Raw genomic sequence first — 24,627 nt, 5'->3', positions numbered from 1 at the left:
CTAGTTCCGCTTCAGCGCATTGCGCACATCGACCTTCACCTTGGCCGACAGGCCGGCGCGCGCCGCCCGCGGCGGGGGCGGGCGGTCGAACGCGATGCGCACCGGCAGGCGCTGGGTCACCTTCACCCAGTTGCCCGTGGCGTTCTGGGCCGGCAGCACCGAGAAGGCCGAGCCGGTGCCCGGCGCGAAGCTGGCGACGTGGCCCTGCAGCGGGCCGCCGGGATAGGCGTCGATATCGATCTCGACGGCCTGGCCCACCTCCATGTTGCGGACCTGGTCTTCCTTGAAGTTCGCCTCGATCCAGGGGGCGCCCGACAGCAGCCAGAACGCCGTCTGCGAGGCGTTGAGGTAGGCGCCCACCGGCAGCTGATCCACACGCGCGACCACGCCGTCGGCGGGGGCGACCACGGTGGCGAAATCCTGGTTCAGCCGCGCGCGCTGCAGCTGGGCGCGGGCCTGCAACACAGCGGGCGCCTGATCGGCGACGTTCGGGTCTCCGCCCAGCGCCGCCAGGGCCTGGGCGGCCTGTTGCTGGGCGACGGCGAGCTGGTCGCGCGCCAGGTTGGCGGTGTGCACGGCCTGGTCCACCGCCTGGCCCGAGACGGCGCCGGCGCTGTTGAGCTGGCGCTGACGGGTCACCTCGCGCGTGGCGAACGCCAGGTTCTCGCGCGCCGCGGAGACGTTGGCCATCTCGCGCTGATAGGCGATCCGCGCCTGGCTCACCGAAAGCTGGGCGTTGCTGAGCTGGGCCTGGGCCAGGTCGACGCTGGCCTGCAGGTCGCGCTGGTCCAGCCGGAAAAGCACCTGCCCGCGCCGGACGGGCTGGTTCTCCTTGACGTAGATCTCGACGACCCGGCCCGAGATGGACGGCGCCACCGGCGTCTTGGCCACCTGGACATAGGCGTTGTCGGTGGTCTCGAACCGACCGCTGGTCAGGATCAGATAGGCCAGCCCCGCAAGGATCAGGATCGGGCCCGCCGCCATGACGATCCAGCGGCGACGGAACCGGCGACGCGGCTCGCCGACAGCGGCGGACGGCTGCTCCTCGGACTGGCTCAAATTCCCCCCGACGCCCTACTGAACGGCCTGCCTCTTCTGAGCCGGGCAGGCCTTGTTGCATACCACCTATTCAGGGGGACGCTACGTTCGGCAAGAGCCTTCGCGGGGCCTTCGCCCGCCCCCCTGGGAGAGGGGCGGGCGGCGGCAGGTCCTAGAAGTCCAGGCGGGCCGACATGGAGATCGTGCGGCCGTTGATGGCGCGACCCAGGCCGATGCCGTTCGCCGGGACCGACGGCGTGGTGATCTCGATGAAGGCTGTCTTGTCGAACAGGTTGTCGACGTGGAGCATCAGCTGCACGCGCTCGGTCGGGCGATACTGGGCGAAGGCGCTGACCAGCGTGTAGCCCGGCATCTTCATCAGGTTGTTGTCCTGAACCCAGCTGTTGGTCGTGCCGATCACGTTGGCGCCGACCGTCACCTTCTCCAGCTCGAACTGCGGCGTCACCTGGAAGATGAAGTCCGGCTGCCGGCGCGGGACCTTGCCGGCCACGGCGGCGTTCAGCTTGTCGTTGACCAGTTCGGCGTGGGTGTAGGTCACGCCGGCCCGGATGCTGAACGGCCCGTGCCGATATCCGCCCTCGGCCTCGACGCCATAGGCCTTGTAGGTCCGGTCCGTGGTGATGGCGCCCGCCTGGACGTTGGTGTCTTCCGTGTCGGCGTGGAAGCCCGTGACGTTCACGGTGATGCCCGCGGCGCGATACTTGAACCCGCCCTCGAACTGCTTGACGACGTCGTAGCCGTCGCCCTTGTTTAGGAGGCTGCCGTCGGTCGTGCTGACCTTGTTGGAGAACAGCAGCTTGTCGGCGCCGGCCCGCGCGCCGCGGCTGTAGCGGGCGAACACCGCGAACGGCTCGGCCACCCGGTAGTTCACGCCCACCGAATAGCTGATGTAGTTGTAGTTGTAATCGACGGGCGCCGGGCTGTCGTAGGGCGTGAACGCCGTCTTCGACTCCGCGACCGAGATCACGCCGTTGCCGTTGAAGTCCACCGGCCGGATGCCGATGCGGCCGCCGCCCAGGTCCGCGCCGTACAGCTTGCCGCGCACCCGGCCCGAGTCGTAGCGGAGGCTGCCGCCCACCGCGACCTTGCCCAGGCGGTAGTTCAGCGAGCCGTAGGGCGCCGTGATGTTGTACCGCACGTCGTAGCTGCGCCGGAAGAACGCGGTGCTGCCCGACCGGTTGTACCCCAGATAGCCGTCCTGGCTCTGCGGGACGCCGGCGGCGTTGGTGAAGTTGATGAGCGACGACATGCCGTCGTCGGCCACGTCCTGCAGGTGGTTACTGTAGAGCCAGTCGCTGGTGTAGTCCTGCAGCGACTTGTAGATTCCCCCCGTCACGGTCAGTTCGGCCTTGCCGACCGGGAAGGCGCGGGTGGCGCGCAGGTCGTTGATGGCGTTGTCCAGCGACCGGGACTCGATCCGGTTCAGCGACGTCGCCACCACCAGGCCGTTGCCGTTGATGCCGGCGAGGTTGGTGATGACCTGGCCCGCCCGCGGGCCGGTGGCGTAGGTGAAGGTTCCCGTCCCGCCGCCCAGCGACGCCGGAAGGGCGCCGCCCGCATAGATGTTGGCGACCAGGTTGCGCAGCGTGCCGCCCTCGATCTCCGCGTATCGGCCGCGCTGGGTGATCGTCCAGCCCTGGACCTCGAACTGCGACTCCAGGCCGATCGACTTCACCAGGGCGTTCATGCCCTGGCTGACCGGAATCTCGACCGGCGTGTTGTTGGCGTCCAGAACGACCAGGTTGGGCAGGTTGCCCGAGAGCATCGAGTCGCGCCGGACGTCGTAACCCGGGAAGCTTCCATACTTCGGGTCTTCGTTCGTGCCCGTGATACGCACCGGCCCCGGAAGATAGTGCGGCGAGCGGTCGTCCAGATACTTGCCCGACAACCGGACGTAGCCGTTGGCGAACTGCTTGGTCAGATTGGCCTTGAGCTGGCCGCCCTTGAAGGCCGTGAAGCCCACGTCGCGCGGGCCCTCGCCCTGCCGGTAGAAGCCGCCCACGTGAAAGCGCCACGAGTCGTTGATCGGCGCGCCGTATTCGAAGTCCACGCGCTGGGTGTCGTAGTCGAGCCCGGTGGTCACCTGCAGCGCGCCGCCGGCCACGTCCCCGGTCTTGGAGATCAGGTTGATCACGCCGGCCGGCGAGTTCGACGCGAAGGTCGAGGACGATCCGCCGCGAATGGACTCCACCGCCGCCAGGTTGAGGTCGGCGCGGATATAGATGTCGACCGCCCCGTTGAAGAAGTCGCCGAACTCCAGGACCGGCAGGCCGTCTTCCTGGAGCTGCATGTACTTCGACCCGCCCGACGCCAGCGGCAGGCCGCGGATGGTGTAGGCCGAGCTGCCGTCCCCGGTGGACGACTCGGTCCGGATGCCCGGCAGGTTGCGAAGCAGGTCGCCCAACGAACGGGCGCCCAGGGCCTCGATCTCCTTTTCGCGCAGGGCGCTGGTCGAGGTGGCGCTGTCCAGCCGGTCGCGGCCCTTGGCGACGCCGGTGGAGAAGACCTCCTCCCGGCTGGCTGGTGCGGCCGCGGTGGTGGCCGCCGCCGCTGCGCTGTCGCCGGTCGCGGCCCGCGCTGTATTGATGGGCTTGTCTACTGTCTCAGAAGGCGCGCAGAGCGCGGGTGCGGCAAATAGTAGCGGACAAATTGCCGCAGATACATACAAAGAACGCATGATGAGCCCGTCCCCAATACATCGATTTGAGGTCGATTTGAGAGGGTTAATGTTTCGTGTCGGTAAACATCGATGGATTGAATACTGCGCTCAACTAGATGGTGTCTCTGAGTATCGATCGTGCCCAGTGTCCTCCGTGCGAAGGCGGCATGCGCTATCGCTTAGCTGTATTGGCTTTGCGACCGCGATGATCGTGCGTCTTCAGAACGTCCTCACGGCCGCCGCTGCGACGCCTCGCCGCGGCGGAGCCGCACCGCCGCACTACCGGAGATAGGTGTTGTCCCGCCTGGAGCTGTCCGGTTCAGATGGAATCATCTGAACCGGATGAACAGGCTCGATCTGTCTGGCTCAGAGCGCGTATCGGGGCGAAACCCGTTTCCAAGTTCGTCCGGCGCGCGCTAGCGCCCGCCCGCGGGTCGCCACGTCGTCTTGCGCCGAAGCCTGTCCTGCGGCTGCGCCGCCTGTCCCGCCCAGGCGTCGGGGCTGTCCATCGGCGGGCGCACTTGGCCGTTCGGGCCGACCCCGGCCTCGTAGGGCCGCCCCGTCGCGTCGATCCAGGCCTGCGCCTCGGCCGCGTTGCGGGGCGGCGCGGCCAGCACCTTGCCGTTCGGACCGACCTCGAAGTGCATGGCGCTGAAGACGATATGCAGTGGCTCGCGATCGGCGCCGTCACCCGCGGCGCCGTCGCCCCCGCGCCCGGCCATCGCCTCGGCCGCCAACAGGCGCTCCAGGTACTTCTTCGGCGCCAGCCGCGCCGCCTGCCAGCGGATCACGTCGAACTGCAGCCGCGCCACGGGCCACGTCGCCCGCGTCGCCGCCAGCGCCACGTCGCGCGCCTCGTCGAAAAGCCAGTGGCCCTGCGTCTCGCGGGCGGCCACGTACATCTCCTCGAACTCCGGATAGGTCTTCACCCATTTCAGGATCGTGCCATAGCAGGGCATCGCCGGGTCGCGCCCGATCGAGGTCAGGCTCTCGCCTTCCTCCAGCCGCGCGCAGATCGCCTCGGCCAGCGCCCGGGTATAGCCGCACGCCTTGCCCCCGCGCCGCGGGGGATCGGCCGCCATCCGGGCCTTGTCCTCGGCCGCCTTCTGCCGGTCGCGCATCCGCACCGACACCCGCGCCTCGCGATACGCCTCGCGCAACGCTTCCCCGAAGTCGGGATGCGACCGCGCCCAGTTCCGGACCGTCGTCCGATGCGGCCGACCCGGCTCCGCGCACGCCGCCATCAGGCTGCGCCCGGACACCACCGCCCGACAGATCTCGGCCCCCATCTCCTCCGAATAGACGCTCAGCCCCGGCGCCGCCGCCCCGGGCCGAACCATCCCACCCGCCGCGTCATCCACCACCGCATCTCCTCGAAAAGCCACCGCCACCCGAAGCGCGCAGGGTACATCACAAACGAGAACAAAACAAGAACCAAAGGCGCGCTCCTCTCCCGGGCGCGGCAGCGCCGAGGGAGAGGCCGGGAGAGGGCGGCGCCGCGCCCACCACCCCACCGCCTTTGGACCCGGAGGGCCCTTACCTCCCCCAAAGACGCCGCGGGAGGAGGACCGCTCGCCGAGGCCGCGGGCCGTAGAGCGGATGGTGGAGAGGGCGGGCGGTGGGTAGCCACGGGGGCGCTGGTCAGACGTTCGCCGCGTCCGCCTCGTCTCGCGGGCCCTCGTCCAGCCAGGCCTCGTAGGCGTCAGGGTGACCGAAACCTGCCGCCATCAACAGGTCGCGCCAGTCCTGCTGCCCCAGCCCCGTCGCCACCGCCAGCTTGTCGAGGGATCCGGCGCTCAATCTCAGAGCCGCGGCCCTGACCCGCTCGACCCAGGTTGGATCCGTGAAGCCGCCGGGAATCCTCGGCCCGCACTCCGACACCAGCCATTGCGCGGCGAACGCACAATCCCCAGCCGGGAACATCGTGGCGAGCTTTGCGGCAAGGCGGGGCGTCAGCGGGACATCGGTCATCAGCGAAAGCGGCTCAACCCCTCAGAGCACGCATCCCCACCGGGGATAAAATCCGCCCTGAAATCCATGGTTGATGCGAGCCTTGGGACCGAGCCGTGTCAAGGAGCGCGCGCCGCGCGCCCGCGCCGCGGCGGCCCTCCGGGCCGTCCTTGAGACGGCTCGGTCCAAAGGCAAACTCCGTCCATGGATTGAATGGCGCAGACCGGCCGCCACTGCCCGATCGCCCCGCCGAGGCCACACGGGGTCCCCAACAAAAGCCGCTGACCGAGCCGCCCCGGCACCCTATCCTGGCCGGCCGTCACCCTGTTCCTGGAGCGCCCATGCTCGTCGTCGCCGCCCTCCTCGCCGCAGCCGCTGTGGGCGGCTCCCCGCCGCCGCTCGCGGGCCGCTGGACGGTGGACCTCTCCAGCCAGCCCGGCCAGCCGTACACAAAGGCCATGGACCTCGCGCTCGCCCCGGACGGCGCGGTCAGCGGCAGCTTCTACGACAGCGAGATCCAGGCGGGCCGCTGGAAGACCGACCGCGGCCGCACCTGCGCCAGCTTCCGCACCACCGACGGCGCGGGCCCGTACCACACCACCGTCTGCCTGGACGGCGACGTCGCCCGCGGCCAGACCTGGGCCGAGCACCGCAACTTCCTGTTCAACTGGAACGCGGTCCGCCGGACGGACTGACGCGCGCCGCGCGGTCAGGTCGCCCCTACCGCAGGAACGTCGCCGCCATGTAGGCGGCGAACAGCAGCCCCATGAGCACGATCATCGCGCGGCCGAACAGCTTGTTGCGGGCTTCGGGGGTCATCAGGCGGGCTCATAGTTGAGGATGGGGGCCAGCCAGCGTTCGGCGGTACGCAGGTCCCAGCCCTTGCGCTTCGCGTAGTCCGCGACCTGGTCCTTCTCGATGCGGCCGACCCCGAAGTAGTGGGCCTCGGGGTGGGCGAAGTAGACGCCCGAGACCGCGGCCGGCGGGTTCATGGCGAAGCTTTCGGTGAGCTCGATGCCTGCCGCCTCGGTGGCGCTCAGCAGCTGGAAGAGCGTGGCCTTCTCGGTGTGGTCGGGCTGCATCGGATAGCCGGGGGCCGGGCGGATGCCGCGGTACTGCTCGGCGACCAGGGTGTCGATGTCGAACGCTTCGTCGGGGGCATAGCCCCACAGCTCGGTGCGGACCTTGCGGTGCAGGGCTTCGGCGAAGGCCTCGGCGAGGCGATCGGCCAGCGCCGTGAACAGGATCGCGGAATAGTCGTCGCCGGCGTCCTTGAACGCCTTGGCCTGGGCCAGCTCGCCGTGCCCGGCGGTCACCGCGAAGCCGCCGATATAGTCGGGCTTGGTCCCCACGGGCGCCACGAAGTCGGACATGGCCACGTTGGCGCCGTCGCCGGTCTTCAGCATCTGCTGGCGCAGGGTGTGCAGTCGGGCAAGCTCGGTGGTGCGGGTCTCGTCGGCGTAGACGATCACGTCGTCGCCGTCGGCGTTGGCCGGCCAGAAGCCCACCACCCCGCGGGCCTCGAGCAGGCCCTCCTGGAGGATGCGGTCCAGCATGCGCTGGGCGTCGTTGTAGAGGTCGGTGGCGGCCTTGCCGACCACGTCGTCCTCAAGGATGGCGGGGAAGCGGCCCACCAGCTCCCAGCTGGCGAAGAACGGCGTCCAGTCGATGTGGCGGCGCAGCTCCGGCAGGTCGTAGGGCGCGAAGGTGCGCGTGCCCAGGAACGTGGGCTTGGGCGGATCGTACGCAGTCCAGTCGGGCGTGAAGGCGTTGTCGCGCGCCTCCTGCAGGGTGGCGCGGGCGCGGTTGCCCTGGCCGCGAGCGAACTGCGCGCGCACCTTCTCGTAGTCGGCCTCGGTGTCGGCCAGGAACTTCGACTTTTCGGTCGGCGACAGCAGGTTCGAGACCACGCCCACCGCGCGGCTGGCGTCCAGCACATAGGTGGTCGAGCCGGACGGATAGCGCTGCGAGATCTTCACGGCGGTGTGGGTCTTCGACGTGGTGGCGCCGCCGATCAGCAGGGGCATCGTCATGCCGCGCCGCTCCATCTCGGAGGCCACATAGACCATCTCGTCCAGGCTGGGGGTGATCAGCCCCGACAGGCCCACGATGTCGACGTTGTGCGCGATCGCCTCGTCCAGGATGCGGTCGCAGGGGACCATCACGCCCAGGTCGACGACCTCGTAGTTGTTGCACTGCAGGACCACGCCCACGATGTTCTTGCCGATGTCGTGGACATCGCCCTTGACCGTGGCCATGAGGATCTTGCCGGCGCTCTGGCGCTCGCCGCCGTCCTTCTCGGCCTCCATGAAGGGCATCAGGTAGGCGACGGCCTGCTTCATCACCCGGGCCGACTTGACCACCTGGGGCAGGAACATCTTGCCCGCGCCGAACAGGTCGCCGACCACGTTCATCCCGTCCATCAGCGGGCCTTCGATGACGTGCAGCGGCCGCTCGGCGGCCAGGCGGGCCTCCTCGGTGTCGGCCTCGATGAAGTCGGTGATGCCGTGGACCAGGGCGTGGCTGAGGCGGCCTTCGACCGGCTGGTCGCGCCAGGCCAGGTTTGGCCCCTTGGCCTCGGACTTGCCGCCCTTGTACTTCGGCGCCAGGTCGACCAGGCGCTCGGTGTTGGAGACGGCGGTCCGCTGCGGCCGGTTCAGGATCACGTCCTCGACCGCCTCGCGCAGCTCCTCGGGGATGTCGTCGTAGACCGGCAGGTCGCCGGCGTTGACGATGCCCATGTCCATGCCCGCCGCGATCGCGTGGTAGAGGAAGACCGAGTGGATCGCGCGCCGCACCGGCTCGTTGCCGCGGAACGAGAAGCTGACGTTCGAGACACCGCCCGAGACACGCGCGTACGGGCAGAGTTCCTTGATCCGCCGCGTCGCCTCGATGAAGTCGACGGCGTAGTTGTCGTGCTCCTCGATGCCCGTCGCCACGGCGAAGATGTTGGGATCGAAGATAATGTCTTCGGGCGGGAATCCCACCTCGTTCACCAGCAGATCGTAGGCGCGCTTGCAGATCTCGACCTTGCGGTCGGCGGTGTCGGCCTGACCCACTTCGTCGAACGCCATGACGACAACGGCGGCGCCATAGCGCAGGCACGCCCGCGCCTGCTCCAGGAACTTGGCCTCGCCTTCCTTCATGGAGATCGAATTCACGATCGCCTTGCCCTGAACGCACTTCAGCCCGGCCTCGATCACCTCCCACTTGGACGAGTCGATCATCACCGGCACCCGCGCGATGTCGGGCTCCGCCGCGATCAGGTTCAGGTAGGTCCGCATGGCCGCGACCGAATCGAGCAGTCCTTCGTCCATGTTGACGTCGATGACCTGTGCCCCGGCCTCGACCTGCTGGCGCGCGACCGACAGCGCCTCGGGATAGTTGCCCTCGGCGATCAGCTTCCGGAATTTGGCCGAGCCGGTGACGTTGGTGCGTTCGCCGACGTTGATGAAGATGGGGCGCATTCAGCTCACAGACTTGATGGATCGGATCAGCAGGTAGACCGCGCCGTCGCCGGACGGCGCGCGATATGCGCCCTCGGCGTCGAGAACGCGAGCCGAGATCGCCGCCAGCATCCAGCCCAGGCCGGGCAGATCGTCGCTCTCGAGGCGCTCGGTGGTCAGCTCTTCGATGCCATGCTCGGCGCCGAAGTCGCGGACGGCGCGCATGCCGGCGGTGCTGAGCGCCGGCCAGTTCTCGTTGGCCCAGCCCCAGAGCCAGTCGTCGGCGCCGATGGTCCCGATGACCTGGATGTCGGCCAGCACCTTCGGCCGACCCTGGTCGGAGAAGGTCAGGGTCCCGGCGGCGGTGTCGTAGTCGTAGCGCTCCCACGACGCGAGACGGTAGGTCTCGGTCAGCGCGTTCTGCTTGGTGCGAAAGGTCTCGAACGCTTCCTCGCACCAGGCGTCATACCATTCGGGCGCCTGCATCAGGCGAGTTCGAACGGCTCGAGCCCCGCCAGGCGCATGGCCCGGGGCCGCTGGGGAGGCTGGCGTGGCTTCAGGCCGCGCACGGCGTCGGCCACGTGGCGGATGTGGTCCGGCGTGGTGCCGCAGCAGCCGCCCAGGATGTTGACCAGGCCCTGCTCGGCCCACTCGTGCAGCTGGTGGCCGGTCTGGTGCGGCTCCTCGTCGTACTCGCCCATGGCGTTGGGCAGGCCCGCGTTGGGATAGGCGGAGACCAGGGTGTCGGCTACGCGCGCCAGTTCGGCGATGTGCGGCCGCATCAGGTCGGCGCCCAGGGCGCAGTTCAGGCCGATGGCGAACGGCTTGGCGTGGCGCACCGAGTTCCAGAACGCCTCCACCGTCTGGCCGCTCAGCGTGCGGCCCGACCGGTCGGTGATGGTGCCCGAGATCCAGATCGGCAGCGGCTCGTAGCCCTCGTCCTGCAGATCGAGGACCGCCTTGATCGCCGCCTTGCAGTTCAGGGTGTCGGTGATGGTCTCGATCAGGAACATGTCGACGCCGCCCTCATGCAGCGCCTTCACCTGCTCGCGATAGGCCTCGTAGACCTGGTCGAAGGTCACCTTGCGCGCGCCGGGATCGTTCACGTCCGAGCTCATCGACAGCATCACCGGCAGCGGGCCGATGGAGCCCGCGACGAAGCGCGGCTTGTGCGGCTCCTTCGCCGTCCAGCGGTCGGCGACCTCGCGGGCGATGCGGGCGCCCTGCAGATTGATGTCGCGCACGGCGGCTTCCTGAGCGTACTCGCCCTGGCCGATGCTTGTGGCCGAGAAGGTGTTGGTCTCGCTGATGTCGGCGCCGGCGGCGTAGTACTGGTCGTGCAGGTCGGCGACGATATCCGGCCGGGTCAGGCACAGGATGTCGTTGTTGCCCTTCATCTGGCCGGGATGGTCCTTGAAGCGGTCGCCGCGGTAGTCGTCTTCGGACAGGCCGCGCTTCTGGAACATGACGCCCCATGAGCCGTCCAGGATGAGCACGCGCTCCTTGGCGGCGGCCTTCAGCGCCGCGATGCGGTCTTGCCGGGTCATGCGGCGGCTTCCTTCGGTTCGGCAGTCGGGGTTTCACGCACGCCCAGGATCCGACAGATCGCGTAGGTCAGGTCGGCGCGGTTCAGCGTGTAGAAGTGGAAGTCGGAGAAGCCTTCCTCGGCCAGCTTGGCGCACATTTCGGCGGCCACCGAGGCGGCGACCAGCTTGCGGGTCTCGGGATCGGCGTCCAGGCCTTCGAAGTGGTTGGCCAGCCAGGGCGGGATCGCCACCCCAATGCGGCCCGACATGTTGCGCAGGCCCTCGAAGCTGGAGACCGGCATGATGCCCGGCAGGATCGGCACCTCGACGCCCGCCTTGCGGATGCGGTCCACGAACCGGAGGTAGCCGTCGATATCGAAGAAGAAGTTCGAGATGGCCCGCGTCGCGCCCGCATCCACCTTGGCCTTCAGGACCTCGATGTCGTGGTCGACCGACGGGCTCTCGGGGTGGATCTGCGGATAGACGCCCACGCTCACTTCGAACGGCGCGATCGCCCTGATTCCGGCCGTCAGTTCGGTCGCGTTCTGATAGCCGTCGGCGCGCGGCGTATAGGCGCCGCCCAGAGAGCCGGGCGGGTCGCCGCGCAGGGCCACGATGTGGCGGATGCCGGCGTCCCAGTAGTCCCGGATCACCTCGTCCACTTCGGCCCGGCTCGCTTCCACGCAGGTCAGGTGCGCGGCCGGCTTCAGCGTCGTTTCCTTGAGGATCCGCACGACCGTGCGGTGGGTGCGCTCGCGCGTCGAGCCGCCGGCGCCATAGGTCACCGACACGAACTCGGGGTTCAGGGGCTCAAGGCGGCGGATCGCCTCCCACAGGCTCTCCTCGCTCTTCGGGCCCTTGGGCGGCGAAAACTCGAACGAGATGCGGGGACGCGGACCCTGGCCGGCGCCGGCGCGCGCCACGGGACCTAATGCAGTTTCAGCCGGACTCACGCGGCGCTCCTCAAGGCGGTGGGCGCGCGCTGCGCGGCCCAGATCTTCACGGTCAGCCCGTCGGCCCGGGTGGGCGGCAGGGCGTGCATTTGGACAGACGGCAGTTCGGCCTCGCCAAGCCAGCGGGCCATCTCTTCGTCCGAGAACCCCAGGCGGCGATGCTGGTGCTGCTCGCGCAGGAACTCGTGCTTGTGCGGGGCGAAGTCGACGATGATCAGCTTGCCGCCGGGCGCGACCACGCGGGCTGCCTCGCGGACGGCGGCGGCGGGGTCGCCCAGATAGTGCAGCACCTGGTGGACGACCACCAGGTCGGCCGAGGCCTCGGGAAGGCGGGTGTCGAAGATGTCGCCGTGCCGCAGCTCGACGTTGGTCAGCCCGGCTTCGGTCACGTTGCGGCGCGCGATGTTCAGCATCTGCTGCGACAGGTCGAGACCCAGGGCCTGATCGGCCTGAGGGCCCAGAAGGGTCAGCATCCGGCCGGTGCCGCTGCCCAGGTCGACCAGCTTGCCGACCCGTCCACGGCCGGCGACCGCCTGAACCTCGGTCTCGACGTGGTCGTCCGAGACGTAGAGCGAGCGGATCTGGTCCCACTGCGCGGCGTTCTCGGCGAAGTAGGCCTGGGCGGCGTCGGCGCGTTCGGCCTGCACGTCGTCCAGCTTGCGCCGATCGCGGGCCAGAACGGGGTCTTCGGCGTTGATGTGCGAAAGGACCTGGCCGATCACCTCGCGCTGCCGCCCGGCGCTGGACAGCCGGTAGAACACCCAGGCCCCGTCTGGGAACCGCTCGACCAGGCCTGCCTCGGCCAGGAGCTTCAGATGTCGGGAAACGCGCGGCTGGCTCTGGTCCAGCACGCGGCACAGCTCGAGCACCGCCAGTTCCTCGCGCTCAAGCAGCGCCAGGATGCGCAGCCGCGTCGGCTCGCCCGCGGCGCGCAGCACATCGACGGTCTGTTTGGCGGACAGTTTCATTGCACATAAAGATATCTTTATATGTGCTAACGTCAAGTGAATGGCGGCGGCGCCGACGGACGAATATAGCCCGGTTCCGATGGAGGCCGCCATGCGCCGGGTGCTGATCATCGGGAACTCGGGCGCGGGCAAGTCGACCCTGGCGCGACGGTTGGGCGCGAAGCTGGACCTGCCGGTCGTCCACCTTGACGTGCTGTTCTGGAAGCCGGGCTGGACCGAGCGGGACGACGACGAGTTCAACGCCCTGATCCTGGACTATCAGGCCGGCGAGGCCTGGATCAGCGACGGCAATTTCGGCGGCTCATGGCATCTGCGGATGCCGGCTGCCGACACGATCATCTGGCTGGACCTGCCGCCCTGGCTCTGCCTGGCGCGGGCGATCCGGCGCGTGGTCCAGTACCGCGACGGGACCCGGCCCGACATGGCCGAAGGCTGTGGCGAGACCATCGACCTTAAGTTCTATCACTTCATCCTCACCTACAATCGCAAGGTCCGCCCGCGCCTGGAACGCGCCCTGGCCGAACACGGCGGACACGCCCGGATCGTGCGGCTGCGGAGCGACCGCGAGATCGCCGACTTCCTTGCTCGAGCTTGACGTCTAAGGGCTGTCTGGCCTTAAAGCCGCGGGGTGAGCCCGCGCGGCGGCCCTGAAATCGGCTCACCTCGTCCCACGCCGCGCGCGTGGCTCCGGCCGCATGGCCGCCGTCTATCGCTGTGTTCCCATGTCCCAATCTCCTGCGCACGCCCTGTGGCGCGATCGCGATTTTGCCCGCCTCTGGATGGCCCAGAGCATCTCGGCCTTCGGCGCCCGCATCACGCGCGAAGGCCTGCCCATCGCCGCCGTGCTGAGCCTGGGGGCGTCGCCCGGGCAGGTCGGCCTGCTGGCCGCGATCTCGCACGGACCGGCCTTGCTGGTCGGGCTCGCAGCCGGCGGTTTCGTTGACCGCAGCCGTCGGCGCGGGATCATGATGGCCGCCGACCTCGTGCGCGCCGCTGTGCTCGCCACCATCCCGATCGCGGCGCTGCTGGGCGCGCTGACCCTGCCCCAGCTGTATATCGCCGCGGCCCTGGTGGGGGCGGCCAGCGTGCTCTTCGAAATCGCCGACCACGCTTACCTGCCGTCGCTGGTGGCGCGCGATCAGATCGCCCGCGCCAACGCCAGTTTCTCGGCGACCGAGTCCGTGGCCGAGATCGGCGGTCCGGCGCTGGCCGGGGTGCTGTTCCAGCTCCTGGCCGCGCCTATCGCCATCGCCGTCAACGCCGCCACCTACCTGGTCTCGGCGCTGTTCCTGTCCGGCATCCGCAGGCCGGAGTCCGCGCCGCGCCCAGAGCCCCACGCCCGCTGGACGGATGACATTCGGCTGGGCTTCGCCGTGGCGTTGCGCCATCCGCTGGTGCGGCCTGTCTTCCTGAGTTCGTGGATGCAGTCGCTGGGCGGCGGGATCTTCAGCGCGCTCTACATCCTGTTCTGCGTCGAGGTGGTGGGCCTGACGCCCGCGCTGCTCGGCCTGACCATCGCCGCGGGCGGCGTGGGCGCGCTGGTCGGCGCGGCGGTCGCCGGACCGGCGTCACGGCGCCTAGGCGTCGGATCCACTTTCGTCGGCGCCCAGGTCCTGGTGGCGCTGTCGGTCGCCATCATTCCGCTCTCGCCGGGCAATCCGGCTGCGGGAATGAGCTTCCTGGTGGTGTCGCAGATCCTGGGCGATCTGCTGGGCGTCACCACCATGATCCTGGGGACGACGCTGATCCAGACCGTGATGCCTGTCCAGGTGCTGGGACGCGTGAACGCGGCCTACAAGGCGGCGACCGGCGGGCTGGTCGTGGTCGGCGCGCTGCTGGGCGGGCTGCTGGGTGAGGTCATGGGCGTACGCGGCGCGATCTGGGTCGGCGTCGCGGGCCTTGCCGCCGCGCCGCTGCTGTCGTTCCCCAGCTCGCTACGGCGACTCCGCGAGATGCCGTAGGGTCGGCGGATCAGCCCGCGACGTAGATCCAGCCGTCGGGCAGCAGCGAGAGCTGAACGCCCTCGATGATGATGCGGTTGGTGAAGCCGAGGTTCACGAGCACGTCGGCGCCCTCCTGGCTGAGGGTGAACGTCGTCCCGGGCTCCAGCTGCAGTCGGTCGCCTTCGCCGGCGTTGAAGCCGATGATCTTGTCGAGGCCGGTCGTCGCAAACGACAGGAACAGGTCCGCGCCCAGGCCGCCGTCCAGCGTGTCGTTGCCCAGGTCGCCCGACAGGGTGTCGCGGCCCTCATCGCCGCGGACCAGATCGTCGCCCTGGCCGCCGCGCACGATGTCATCCCCGCCGCCGCCGCCGACGGTGTCGTTGCCGAGGTTGCCGTACACAAGGTCATTGCCGGACTCCCCGAACAGGATGTCCTCATCCTTGCCGCCCACGACCCAGTCGTTGCCCGCGCCGCCGCTGAGCGTGTCGCGGCCCATGTTGCCGTTGATGTCGTCGAAGCCCGCGCCGCCGGTGACGATGTCATCGCCCTCTTCGCCGCGCAGGTAGTTGGAGCCGTCGCCGCCGGTGATCGAGTCCGCCCCGATGCCGCCGAACACCTGGTCGTCGCCCGCGCCGCCGCCCAGGGTGTCGGCGCCATCACCGCCCGTGACGGTGTCGGCGCCCGAGCCGCCCACGAACTGGTCCGGGCCCTCGCTCAGCTGACGCAGCACGCCGCCTTCGGAGCCGGTTTCCACCAGGCCGCCCGAAAGCGAGCCGGTGACGAAGTTGAAGCGCTGCACGTCGATCAGGTTGGTGTTCAGCAGCTTCACCGCCTGGCCGGTGCGGATCGCGAAGACGAAGACATCGGCGCCCACGCTGACGGCGAAATACTCGCGGCCCTGGCCGCCGAAGGCCGAGACCGCCTGATTGTACGCCTCCTCATAGGTGTCGGCGGCGCCCTGGCCGACCGATCCGAACACCGCCGGGTTCGCCCCGACGAAAAGAAGCCGGTCCCTGCTGCTCCAGTCGGTGATGACGTCGATCGCCGCCGGCGTGCTGATGGCTGTCGCCGCGGGGCTGTGGCCGTTGTCGATGACGAACAGATCGAAGCCGACGTCGCCCGAGACCGTGTCGCCGCCCGCCGCCCCGATGAACGTGTCGGGCGAACCGTCGCCGACGAAAACGTCCGCGCTGTCGCCGCCGTTGAACGCAGGCATGTGCTGGACCCCTCAGGTGTGCGCCGAAGCTGACCCCGGCGCGCCACAAGGTCAATCGCCGGCCGTTAAGCTGAGGTTATGCCCCGAAGATCCAGCCCGGCGTCAGCGAGCTGAGCTGCACGCCGACCAGGATCATCTGGCCGCCGCCGGTCATGGAGATCACCGTATCGGCGCCGACCTGAGCCAGGGTGTAGGTCGTGCCGGGCGCGACCTGCACGCGGTCCCCCTCGGCGATCCTGAAGTCCAGCACCCGATCCAGCCCGGTCTCGGCGAAGGTGTTGAAGATGTCGGCGCCCGCGCCGCCGCTCAGCGTATCGCTGCCCAGATCGCCCGAGACGAAGTCGGCGCCCGCGCCCGCCGTCACCACGTCGTCGCCCTGGCCGCCGCGGACGATGTCGTTCCCATCTCCGCCGTCGCAGGTGTCGTTCCCGAGATTGCCGTAGACGAGGTCGTTACCGCCGTCTCCGGACAGACGATCGTTGTCCTTGCCGCCGACGACCCAGTCGTCGCCCGCCCCGCCCGAAGCGACGTCGTCGCCCATGTTGCCATTGATGTCGTCGAAGCCGGACCCGCCCAGAATGGAGTCAGCGCCCTCATCGCCTCGCAGGTAGTTCGAGCCACTGCTGACGGTGATGATGTCGGCGGACGATCCCCCGCTGATGGTGTTGTTCCCAGAGGCCCCGTTCAGCGTGTCGGGACCTGCTCCGCCCATCATCACATCGTCTGCGGCGAACCCCTGCAATCGCGCGCCGCCCACGTCGGCGATTGGACTTGCCAACGCGTTGATGCCTGTATCCCTGAAGATGGCGAGGTCTATCCTGTCCAAGAACAGGCGATAGCCTCCGGGCGCAAAGTTACCTCCTGTCATCAGCCCCATATTCAGAAGGTCAGAGCTGTCCTTGGTGCGCCCATAATGATGGTATATCTGGCCGAGCACACCCTCGCCGGTCGATAGAGGTACCGGGGCGCCATAGACCGAAATAGCATTCGGCCCATTGAATGTTGTGAGTTTCCCTGGGGCCGTTACGACAAGCTCGTCGTATACGGTTACGGTATTACCGGAAGATAGCATTCCAGAATCCCAGTCCTTGTATCCTCCAAACGAAAATCCATGAGATATTTCGTGCAGGAAGAAGCTTACAGCGTCGAACCGCTGCCCTGGGATCGGAGTGGAGCGAACCGTCGGATCGGGATCGATCCATAGGAAGCTGCGCAGGTAGGCCGGGCTGATGGTGACGATCGTATCGGCCGTTGCGCCGTTACCGTCGGAGCCGGTGAGAAGTTCGTTCGTCGCGCCGAGTTGGACGACGTCTCTTCCAGCAGCGTTGACGCCTTTACGTACAACGTACGGAGAGGTCGCGTTGGCTCCCGAGATGCTTGGATCGATCCGGATCTCGATGTCGATCGAGCCGAGCCCGTCAATGTGACGCGAGAATATGTCCATTGCGGCGCGCGCGTTCGCGATCAGGCCCCTGACTTCTTCGGCGGTCAGGGAGCTTGTCGGATCAGACAAGACGACACTGTATTGAAACGCCATTCGCCCCATCCCCCGCCATCACGCGCCGCCGCGCGATGCGTCCAACAGTAGAGGTTGGTCCGGGGCGTACAACCCGGCGCCGCCGACAAGTGTCGCGGTGATCGTGGAAGGGCTCGGCGCTGGCGGCCCCAAACACGCAGGGCGCGCCGCCGCAGCACTGACCACCGCCTAGCGGCGGTCAGGCGTCAAAGCTCAACCGCGCGCCTACCGCGTGAACTTCTGGAACTTGATCCTGTGGGGGATGAGGCTGTCGGCGCCCAGGCGGCGCTTCTTGTCTTCCTCATAGGCCTCGAAGTTGCCCTCGAACCACTCGACCTTGGAGTCGCCCTCGAAGGCCAGGATGTGGGTGGCCAGGCGGTCCAGGAAGAAGCGGTCGTGGCTGATGACCACGGCGCAGCCGGGGAAGTCCTCGAGGGCCGATTCCAGGGCGCCCAGGGTTTCCACGTCCAGGTCGTTGGTCGGTTCGTCGAGCATCAGGACGTTGCCGCCCGAGGCCAGGGTCTTGGCCAGGTGGACGCGGTTGCGCTCACCGCCCGACAGCAGGCCCACCTTCTTCTGCTGGTCGCCGCCCTTGAAGTTGAAGCTGCCGACGTAGGCCCGCGACGGGATCTCGCGGCTGCCCACCTTCATGACGTCGAGGCCGCCCGAGATCTCCTCCCAGACGTTCTTGTTCGGGTCGAGATTGTCGCGGCTCTGATCGACGTAGGCCAGCTTGACCGTCTCGCCCAGGCGCACGGCGCCGGCGTCGGGGGTCTCCTGGCCGGTGATGATCTTGAACAGCGTGGTCTTGCCGGCCCCGTTCGGACCGATGACGCCCACGATGCCGCCCGGGGGCAACTTGAAGGACAGGTCCTTGAACAGCAGCTTGTCGCCGTATTCCTTCTCAAGGGCCTCGGCTTCGATCACGACGTTGCCCAGGCGCGGGCCCGGCGGAATCTGAATCTGAGCGAAGGTCTGCTTCTGGCGGTCGGCCTCGTTCTGCAACTGCTCGAAGGCCGCGAGGCGGGCCTTGGACTTGCTGCGGCGGGCCGAGGGCGACGAGCGCACCCACTCAAGTTCGCGCTCGATCGTGCGCTTCTTGCCGGCTTCCTCGCGCTCCTCCTGCGCCAGGCGCTTGGTCTTCTGCTCCAGCCACGAGGAGTAGTTGCCCTCGTAGGGGATGCCCTTGCCGCGATCGAGCTCGAGCGTCCACTTCGTGACCTGGTCCAGGAAGTAGCGGTCGTGGGTGACCAGGATCACGCAGCCTGGGAAGGCTTCCAGGTGGTGCTGCAACCAGGCCACGCTCTCGGCGTCGAGGTGGTTGGTAGGCTCGTCCAGCAACAGCATGTCGGGCTTGGCCAGCAGCAGCCGGGCCAGGGCCACGCGGCGGCGCTCACCGCCCGACAGCTTGTCGACCGGCCAGTCGTTGGGCGGGCAGCGCAGCGCGTCCATCGCCATCTCGATACGGCTGTCGATGTCCCAGAGGTCGCCCGCGTCCAGCTTCTCCTGGAGCTGGGTCATCTCCTCCATCAGCTCGTCGGTGTATTCCTCGCCCATCTGGGCCGCGACGGCGTTGTAGCGGTCGAATATCTGCTTTTCCTCGCACCACGAGATGACGTTGCCCCAGACGTCCAGCTTCTCGTCCAGCTTGGGCTCCTGCTCGAGGTAGCCGCGCTTGATGCCGTCGGCCGCGAAGGCCTCGCCGGTGAAGTCCTTGTCGATGCCCGACATGATCTTGAGCAGGGTCGACTTGCCCGAGCCGTTGACCCCAACGACGCCGATCTTGGCGTCCGGATAGAACGACAGCCAGATGTTCTCGAAGAGCTTCTTGGCGCTGCCGGGGAAGGCCTTGGTCAGGCCCTGCATCTGGAAAATGTACTGCTGCGCCATGGGGCGTGCTGCTCGCTGGTCGGTGTGTCGGGAAAGTCGCGCGAGCAGATAGCGGCGGGGAGGCCCCGGCGCAACGGCGGAACCCCGTCGCGGTCCGCGCGTTGGGCTCATGAGGGGTGTGAGGGGAACTCGCCGGTGCGGGCCAAAGACAAGCCGCCGCAGGGCCATCCGCCCGGCGCGCGGACCGACAAAACCGACGACAGCGCGCTGCAATACCTTGTCGACGCCGTCACCGATCACGCCATCTACATGATGGATGGCGATGGCTGCGTGACCACCTGGAACACGGGCGCCGAGCGGCTGAAGGGCTATGGCCAGGCCGACGTCGCAGGCCGCCATATTTCCCTGTTCTTCACGCCCGAGGACCGCGCCGCCGGCGCGCCGGAGCGACTCCTGGCCACCGCCGCGGCCGACGGTCGGGTCGAGGCCGAAGGGTGGCGGGTGCGCAAGGATGGCACGCGGTTCTGGGCCATGGACACGCTGCACGCCGTCCGCGCCCACGACGGCGAGCTGATCGGCTACGCTCAGGTCACGCGCGACATGACCCGCGAGCGCAACACCCAACTGGCTCTGGCCCAGAGCGAGCGCCGCTACCGGCTGCTGGTGGAGGGGGTGACCGACTACGCGATCTGCATGCTCGACCCAAACGGCATGGTGACCAACTGGAACCGCGGCGCCCAGCAGATCAAGGGCTACGCCGACGCCGAGATCGTCGGGCTGCACTTCAGTGTCTTCTACACGCCCAAGGACCGGCAGGCCGGCATGCCCGCCCGGGCGCTGGAGACGGCGCTGCGTGACGGACGCTTCGACGCCGAAGGCTGGCGCGTGCGTAAGGACGGTGGGCGCTTCTGGGCTTCGGTGGTGATCGACCCGATCTATGACGAGGACGACCGCTTCATCGGCTTCGCCAAGATCACCCGCGACGTCTCGGAGAAGAAGGCGGCGCAGGAGGCGCTGATCCAGAGCGAGCGGCAGTTCCGCACGCTGGTGTCCGGCGTGACAGACTACGCGATCTATATGCTCGATCCGAACGGCGTGGTCGCCAACTGGAACACCGGCGCCCAGCACATCAAGGGCTACGCCGCCGACGAGATCGTGGGGCGGCACTTCTCGACCTTCTACACCCGCGACGACCGCGCGGCGGGCACGCCGCTGCGCGCCTTGAAGACCGCCACCGATCAGGGGCGCTACGAAGCCGAGGGCTGGCGGGTGCGCAAGGACGGCAGCCTGTTCTGGGCGTCCGTGATCATCGACGCGATCCGCGACGAGGACGGCGGCCTGATCGGCTTCGCCAAGATCACCCGCGACATCACCGACAAGCGACGCGCCCAGCTGGAGCTGCAGCGGGCCCACGAGCAGCTGGCGCAGAGCCAGAAGCTCGAGGCGCTGGGCAAGCTGACCGGCGGGGTGGCCCACGACTTCAACAACCTGCTCATGGTGGTCAGCGGACAGGCCCAGTTGCTGCGCCGCCACCTCAAGGACGACGCCCGGTCGTTGCGCGCCCTCGATGCGGTGGAGGCGTCCGCGCGCCGGGGTGAGGAGCTGACCCGCCATCTGTTGTCGTTCTCGCGCCGCCAGCGCCTATCGCCGGCGCCGGTGTCGCTGGCCGACCGGGCGACGGGACTGAGCGAGCTGCTTTCGGCCAGCCTGCCGCGCAGCATCCGGCTGGAGATGGACCTGCCGCCCGACCTCTGGCCGATCGCGGTCGACATCGGCGAGTTTGAACTGGCGGTCCTGAACCTGACCGTGAACGCGCGCGACGCGATGCCCAAGGGCGGGTCCATCCAGCTGCGGGCCCAGAACCGTTCCCTTAAGGGAACCGAGACGCCGGACCGGCTGCAGGGCGACTTCGTGGCGCTCAGCGTGGAAGACACCGGCGCAGGCATCCCGCCCGACATCCTGCCGCGCATCTTCGACCCCTTCTTCACCACCAAGGACGTCGACAAGGGCACCGGCCTTGGCCTGAGCCAGGTCTATGGCTTCGCCCAGCAGTCGGGCGGACAGGTCACCGTGGCGAGCCAGCTGGGCGCCGGCGCCGCCTTCACCCTCTATCTCCCTCGCGCAGACCGCGCCCCGCAGGCGCAGGACGAACCCGAGGCGCCCGAACTGAGCCGCCATGGCCGCATCCTGCTGGTCGAGGACAATCCCGACGTCGCCGACGTGGCGGCGCGGATGCTGGAGGAGCTGGGCCACGAGGTGGTCGCCGCCTCGGGCGGGCTCGCGGGCCTGCGCCGGCTGGAGGCCGACGGCCCGTTCGATCTGGTGCTGAGCGACATCGTGATGGCGGGCGAGGTGGACGGGCTGGAAATGGCCCGCACGATCCGCGTGCAGTCGCCCGCGACGCCGGTGCTGCTGGCCACGGGGTACAGCGAAGCCGCCGCCCGGATCGGCGCCGAATTCCCGATCCTGCGCAAGCCCTACAGGCTGGCCGACCTCAACCGGGCCATCGCCAAGCTCCTGGCCCGCCCGCGGGTCAGCGTCGTACGCCTGGAAGAGGCCCGGCGCGCGCGAGGTCAGAAACCCGAAGCGTAGCGGAAAGCGAAAAGGCCGCGGGAGAGGCGGCCTGCGCCTCCCCCGCGAGTGTCCCTTGGCCGGCCGAGAACGAAAGCGCCGCACCGAGGGGAGGATCGAACTAGTTGCGGGCGGTCTGCAGCTGGATCGCGGCCTTGTTGCAGGCGCGGACCTGGCTGTCCGTCAGCTCGCGGGCGCCCGACCGATAGCTGGCGACGGGGCCGATCACGGCCACCACCTTCTTGCACTCGCGCACCACGCCGTCGACGTTGCCCTTGCGCGCCGCCTCGCCCTGGCAGGCGTCGCCGTCGCAGCGCCAGGCCACCCCGCCGATCGTCTGCGCGACCGGGGCCGTCGACGGGGTCGCCAGCCGTGCTTCGCCCCGGTATCCCGTCGTCTGGGCAAACGCGCCGCCCGCTGCGAACACAGCCATCGCCGCGATCGCGCTCACACACCTGAAGTTTTGCATTTCGTGTTCCTTTTGGTAGAAAAGAGCACGACCGGTCGCTAAGGCTTAAAAAGAGCACGATCGGTCACTTTGTCAAGCAGGGAGGCTTGGCCGTATTGAAAAAGGGCGAAGCGACGAAGGCCCGCATCCTCGATGAGGCCACGCGCCAGGCGGCGCTGCGCGGTCTCACCGGCGTCAGTCTCAACGACGTGGCCGAGGCCGTCGGCCTGTCCAAGAGCGGACTCTTCAAGCACTTCGAGTCCAAGGAAGACATGCACCTGGCCGTGGTGCAGATGGTCACCGACCGCTTCAGCGAGCTGATCTGGCTGCCGGCGTCGCAGCTGCCGCCGGGCCGCCCGCGACTGGAAAAGGTGTTCGAGCGCTGGATGCAATGGTGCGAGGACGACTGGGCCGAAAGCGGCTGCCCGCTCATGCAGCTGTCGGTCGAGCTGGACGACCAGCCGGGCCCGCCCCGCGACCTGCTGCACAAGCAGCTGCAGGGCTTCCGAAAGACTGTGACGCGCGAGTTCCTCTGGTTGCGGGAGCCGCCGCTGTCGGAGCGCGAGGCCCAGGCCGCCTACTTTCAGATGAAGAGCTTCGTCCTGGGCCACTCGGATGCGCGGCGGATGATGGGCGACGCCGACGCCCGCCGCTCGGCCCAGGCCGCCTTCGAGGCGCTGCTGGATCGCACGTCGCGAGCTGCAGCCTAGGAACCCTTCCGCTCGCCCCGCGTATGGCCTTCCTGATCAATCGGAAGGACGAAGCCATGCACAAGGACGAAGCCAAGGGCGCCGCGAAGGACATCACGGGCTCGATCAAGGAAGCCGCCGGCAAGGCCACGGGCGATCGCGACCTGCAGGCGCAAGGCGCCGCCGACCGCGTCGAAGGCAAGGTTCAGAAGGGCGTGGGCGCCCTGAAGGACGCGGCCCGGGACGTTCTCAAGAGGTAGTCTCTGATCTACGCCTCGGCGTCGATCTCGTCGAAGCTCTTGCCGCGCGTCTCCCGTGCGGCGAGGGCGGCGATGCCCGTCACCAGCGAGGCTGCCGCAACGTAGAGTGCGATCGGGAAGCCCGAACCCGTCGCCGCCAGGAGCGCGGCGGCGATCAGCGGCGCCAGTGAGCCCGCGAAGATCGACGTGGCCTGGTAGGCCAGCGAAACTCCCGAATAGCGGTATCGCGTCGGGAACATCTCGGCCAGTAACGCCGCCTGTCCGCCATACATCGCCGCGTGGAACACCAGCGCTCCGCAGCACGCCGCGACGATCATCGTCGGGTTCGCCGTGTCCAGCAGGCTGAAGAACGCAAACGCCCACAGCATCATCCCGAACGCGCCGAACGCGTAGACCGGTCGCCGTCCGATCCTGTCGGACAGCCAGCCGAACGCGGGGATCAGGATCACATGGAGCGCGGAGGCGATCAGGATCGCGTTGAGGGCCACCTGCCGCGAGAGGCCGACGGCCTGGGTCACGTAGGTGATCGTGAACACCGAGACGATGTAGTAGCTGATGTTCTCGGCGAACTTGAGCCCGCCGCCGATCAGCAGACGGAGGGGCCGCTTTTGGATGGCCTCCAGCGCCGGAGCCTTGGGCAGGGCCTGGACCTCGGCGGCCACCGCCTTGAACGTCGGGCTCTCGTCGACCGTCGCGCGGATCCACCAGCCCACCCCGATCAGCACCGCCGACAGCAGGAACGGCACGCGCCAGCCCCAGGCCAGGAAGTCAGCCTCGGTCTGCACCGCCGCCATCACCGCCAGCAGGCCCGAGGCCAGCAGGCTGCCGGCCGCTACGCCCGCCTGTGGAAAGCTGGTCCAGAAGCCGCGGCGCGCGGCGTCGCCATGCTCGGCCACGATCAGGACCGCGCCGCCCCACTCGCCACCGACCGCGAAGCCTTGCACCAGCCGAAGGACGATCAGCAGGATGGGCGCCAGGATGCCGACCTGATCGAAGGTCGGCAGGCAGCCGATGAGCACGGTCGCCGCGCCCATCAGGATCAGGCTCAGCATCAGGAGGCGTTTGCGCCCGATCCGGTCGCCGTAGTGGCCGAAGATCACCCCGCCCAGCGGCCGGGCCACGAAGCCCAGCGCGTAGGTGCCGAAGGCCAGCATGGTCCCCACCAGCGGCTCGGAAGCGGGGAAGAACAGCTTGTTGAACACCAGCGCCGCGGCGGTGCCGTAGAGGAAGAAATCGTACCACTCGATGGTGGTGCCGATCATGCTGGCGGCGACCACCTTGCGCAGGGTGGCGGGCGAGGAGACCGGGGAGGCGACGGTCATCGGCGGCCGCGGGTCGCGGCGGACAGGCGCGTAGGCATCGAGGAACCCTCCCGGCCGGCGTCTCTGATGCGTCGGCTCGATGGGACTGTCCGCGAATGCTCACTGTCGCTCAAGGGCTAAGCTATTGGCGACCGTCGGTCGCACCCTGTCGTCGATAGGGTTGACGTTAACGATTGGCCCGCCATCTTGCCGCCTTCGTTTCGACGGCCCCGCGCGCTCTGCGCGCAGGACCTCTGACAGAAGAGAGCCTTCCTGCGGAAGGCTGGGAGGC

General features: G+C 68.5%; 20 protein-coding genes. 6 read left to right on the top strand and 14 right to left on the bottom strand.

Going from position 1 to position 24,627, the window contains the following annotated elements; all coding sequences use genetic code 11:
• From ACQ66R_RS08345 to ACQ66R_RS08330, 4 genes are all read right to left on the bottom strand, one after another.
• Window positions 1–1,059, bottom strand: a complete 1,059-nt coding sequence (locus tag ACQ66R_RS08345; RefSeq protein WP_430420945.1) for an HlyD family secretion protein — start codon at window positions 1,057–1,059, stop codon at window positions 1–3.
• A 151-nt stretch (window positions 1,060–1,210) separates the two neighbouring features.
• The gene (locus ACQ66R_RS08340) at window positions 1,211–3,736 is read right to left on the bottom strand and encodes a TonB-dependent receptor domain-containing protein (protein WP_430420944.1); all 2,526 of its coding nucleotides are present in this window, start codon (window positions 3,734–3,736) and stop codon (window positions 1,211–1,213) included.
• A gap of 398 nt (window positions 3,737–4,134) precedes the next feature.
• The gene (locus ACQ66R_RS08335) at window positions 4,135–5,079 is read right to left on the bottom strand and encodes a hypothetical protein (RefSeq protein ID WP_430420942.1); all 945 of its coding nucleotides are present in this window, start codon (window positions 5,077–5,079) and stop codon (window positions 4,135–4,137) included.
• Window positions 5,080–5,359: 280 nt separating this feature from the next.
• The gene (locus tag ACQ66R_RS08330) at window positions 5,360–5,689 is read right to left on the bottom strand and encodes a hypothetical protein (RefSeq protein ID WP_430420940.1); all 330 of its coding nucleotides are present in this window, start codon (window positions 5,687–5,689) and stop codon (window positions 5,360–5,362) included.
• A 320-nt stretch (window positions 5,690–6,009) separates the two neighbouring features.
• On the opposite strand from ACQ66R_RS08330, the gene ACQ66R_RS08325 reads away from it, so the two are divergent.
• Window positions 6,010–6,363 (top strand): hypothetical protein, encoded by a 354-nt coding sequence (locus tag ACQ66R_RS08325; protein WP_430420938.1) that lies wholly within the window; start codon window positions 6,010–6,012, stop codon window positions 6,361–6,363.
• 123 nt (window positions 6,364–6,486) lie between these two features.
• Here ACQ66R_RS08325 and metH read toward each other — a convergent pair whose 3' ends face one another.
• Genes metH through ACQ66R_RS08300 form a run of 5 tightly spaced genes read right to left on the bottom strand, consistent with a single transcriptional unit; the run spans window position 6,487 to window position 12,561 of the window.
• The gene (metH, locus tag ACQ66R_RS08320; RefSeq protein WP_430420936.1) at window positions 6,487–9,135 is read right to left on the bottom strand and encodes a methionine synthase; all 2,649 of its coding nucleotides are present in this window, start codon (window positions 9,133–9,135) and stop codon (window positions 6,487–6,489) included.
• On the bottom strand, window positions 9,136–9,600 hold the full coding sequence (locus tag ACQ66R_RS08315) for a DUF6882 domain-containing protein (RefSeq protein ID WP_430420934.1): 465 nt from the start codon (window positions 9,598–9,600) through the stop codon (window positions 9,136–9,138).
• Window positions 9,600–10,661: a homocysteine S-methyltransferase family protein gene (locus ACQ66R_RS08310; RefSeq protein ID WP_430420932.1), complete on the bottom strand. Its 1,062-nt coding sequence runs from the start codon at window positions 10,659–10,661 to the stop codon at window positions 9,600–9,602. The genes ACQ66R_RS08315 and ACQ66R_RS08310 overlap by 1 nt, the downstream gene beginning before the upstream one ends.
• Window positions 10,658–11,593, bottom strand: a complete 936-nt coding sequence (gene metF, locus ACQ66R_RS08305) for a methylenetetrahydrofolate reductase [NAD(P)H] (protein ID WP_430420930.1) — start codon at window positions 11,591–11,593, stop codon at window positions 10,658–10,660. The genes ACQ66R_RS08310 and metF overlap by 4 nt, the downstream gene beginning before the upstream one ends.
• Window positions 11,590–12,561 carry an ArsR/SmtB family transcription factor gene (locus tag ACQ66R_RS08300; RefSeq protein ID WP_430420928.1) on the bottom strand — a complete coding sequence of 324 codons (972 nt, stop codon included), beginning with the start codon at window positions 12,559–12,561 and terminating at the stop codon, window positions 11,590–11,592. Before ACQ66R_RS08300 ends, metF begins: the two co-directional genes overlap by 4 nt.
• Window positions 12,562–12,652: 91 nt before the next feature.
• Between ACQ66R_RS08300 and ACQ66R_RS08295 the strand changes: the two genes are divergently transcribed.
• Both ACQ66R_RS08295 and ACQ66R_RS08290 read left to right on the top strand, forming a co-directional pair.
• Window positions 12,653–13,156: a hypothetical protein gene (locus ACQ66R_RS08295; protein WP_430420926.1), complete on the top strand. Its 504-nt coding sequence runs from the start codon at window positions 12,653–12,655 to the stop codon at window positions 13,154–13,156.
• Between the two features lie 127 nt (window positions 13,157–13,283).
• The gene (locus ACQ66R_RS08290) at window positions 13,284–14,522 is read left to right on the top strand and encodes an MFS transporter (protein WP_430420924.1); all 1,239 of its coding nucleotides are present in this window, start codon (window positions 13,284–13,286) and stop codon (window positions 14,520–14,522) included.
• A 10-nt stretch (window positions 14,523–14,532) separates the two neighbouring features.
• Here ACQ66R_RS08290 and ACQ66R_RS08285 read toward each other — a convergent pair whose 3' ends face one another.
• The 3 genes from ACQ66R_RS08285 to ettA all read right to left on the bottom strand — a co-directional run bounded on the left by ACQ66R_RS08285 (window position 14,533) and on the right by ettA (window position 19,126).
• Window positions 14,533–15,720, bottom strand: coding sequence for a calcium-binding protein (locus ACQ66R_RS08285; protein ID WP_430420922.1), 1,188 nt, complete (start codon window positions 15,718–15,720; stop codon window positions 14,533–14,535).
• A 76-nt stretch (window positions 15,721–15,796) separates the two neighbouring features.
• Window positions 15,797–17,257, bottom strand: coding sequence for a calcium-binding protein (locus ACQ66R_RS08280; RefSeq protein ID WP_430420920.1), 1,461 nt, complete (start codon window positions 17,255–17,257; stop codon window positions 15,797–15,799).
• 204 nt (window positions 17,258–17,461) lie between these two features.
• Complete coding sequence (gene ettA / locus ACQ66R_RS08275; protein ID WP_430420918.1) at window positions 17,462–19,126, bottom strand: energy-dependent translational throttle protein EttA; 1,665 nt, start codon at window positions 19,124–19,126, stop codon at window positions 17,462–17,464.
• Window positions 19,127–19,261: 135 nt separating this feature from the next.
• Here ettA and ACQ66R_RS08270 point away from each other — a divergent pair, with 135 nt between their 5' ends.
• Window positions 19,262–21,658 carry a PAS domain S-box protein gene (locus tag ACQ66R_RS08270; protein ID WP_430420916.1) on the top strand — a complete coding sequence of 799 codons (2,397 nt, stop codon included), beginning with the start codon at window positions 19,262–19,264 and terminating at the stop codon, window positions 21,656–21,658.
• Between the two features lie 100 nt (window positions 21,659–21,758).
• Here the strand turns inward: ACQ66R_RS08270 and ACQ66R_RS08265 are convergent, their stop codons facing one another.
• The gene (locus ACQ66R_RS08265) at window positions 21,759–22,106 is read right to left on the bottom strand and encodes a CC_3452 family protein (RefSeq protein ID WP_430420915.1); all 348 of its coding nucleotides are present in this window, start codon (window positions 22,104–22,106) and stop codon (window positions 21,759–21,761) included.
• 86 nt (window positions 22,107–22,192) lie between these two features.
• Between ACQ66R_RS08265 and ACQ66R_RS08260 the strand changes: the two genes are divergently transcribed.
• A complete protein-coding gene (locus ACQ66R_RS08260) occupies window positions 22,193–22,795 on the top strand; it encodes a TetR/AcrR family transcriptional regulator (protein WP_430420913.1) in 603 nt (200 codons plus the stop codon).
• A gap of 56 nt (window positions 22,796–22,851) precedes the next feature.
• Window positions 22,852–23,034 (top strand): CsbD family protein, encoded by a 183-nt coding sequence (locus ACQ66R_RS08255; protein ID WP_430420911.1) that lies wholly within the window; start codon window positions 22,852–22,854, stop codon window positions 23,032–23,034.
• Between the two features lie 8 nt (window positions 23,035–23,042).
• On the opposite strand, the gene ACQ66R_RS08250 is transcribed toward ACQ66R_RS08255, so the two are convergent.
• Complete coding sequence (locus tag ACQ66R_RS08250) at window positions 23,043–24,356, bottom strand: MFS transporter (RefSeq protein ID WP_430420909.1); 1,314 nt, start codon at window positions 24,354–24,356, stop codon at window positions 23,043–23,045.
• Window positions 24,357–24,627: the final 271 nt, after the last annotated feature.

The sequence above is a fragment of the Phenylobacterium sp. genome, assembly GCF_965284355.1.
Lineage (GTDB): Bacteria > Pseudomonadota > Alphaproteobacteria > Caulobacterales > Caulobacteraceae > Phenylobacterium.
The sequence above is the reverse complement of the archived record's forward strand: the minus strand, read 5'-3'. Positions and strand labels throughout refer to the sequence as shown.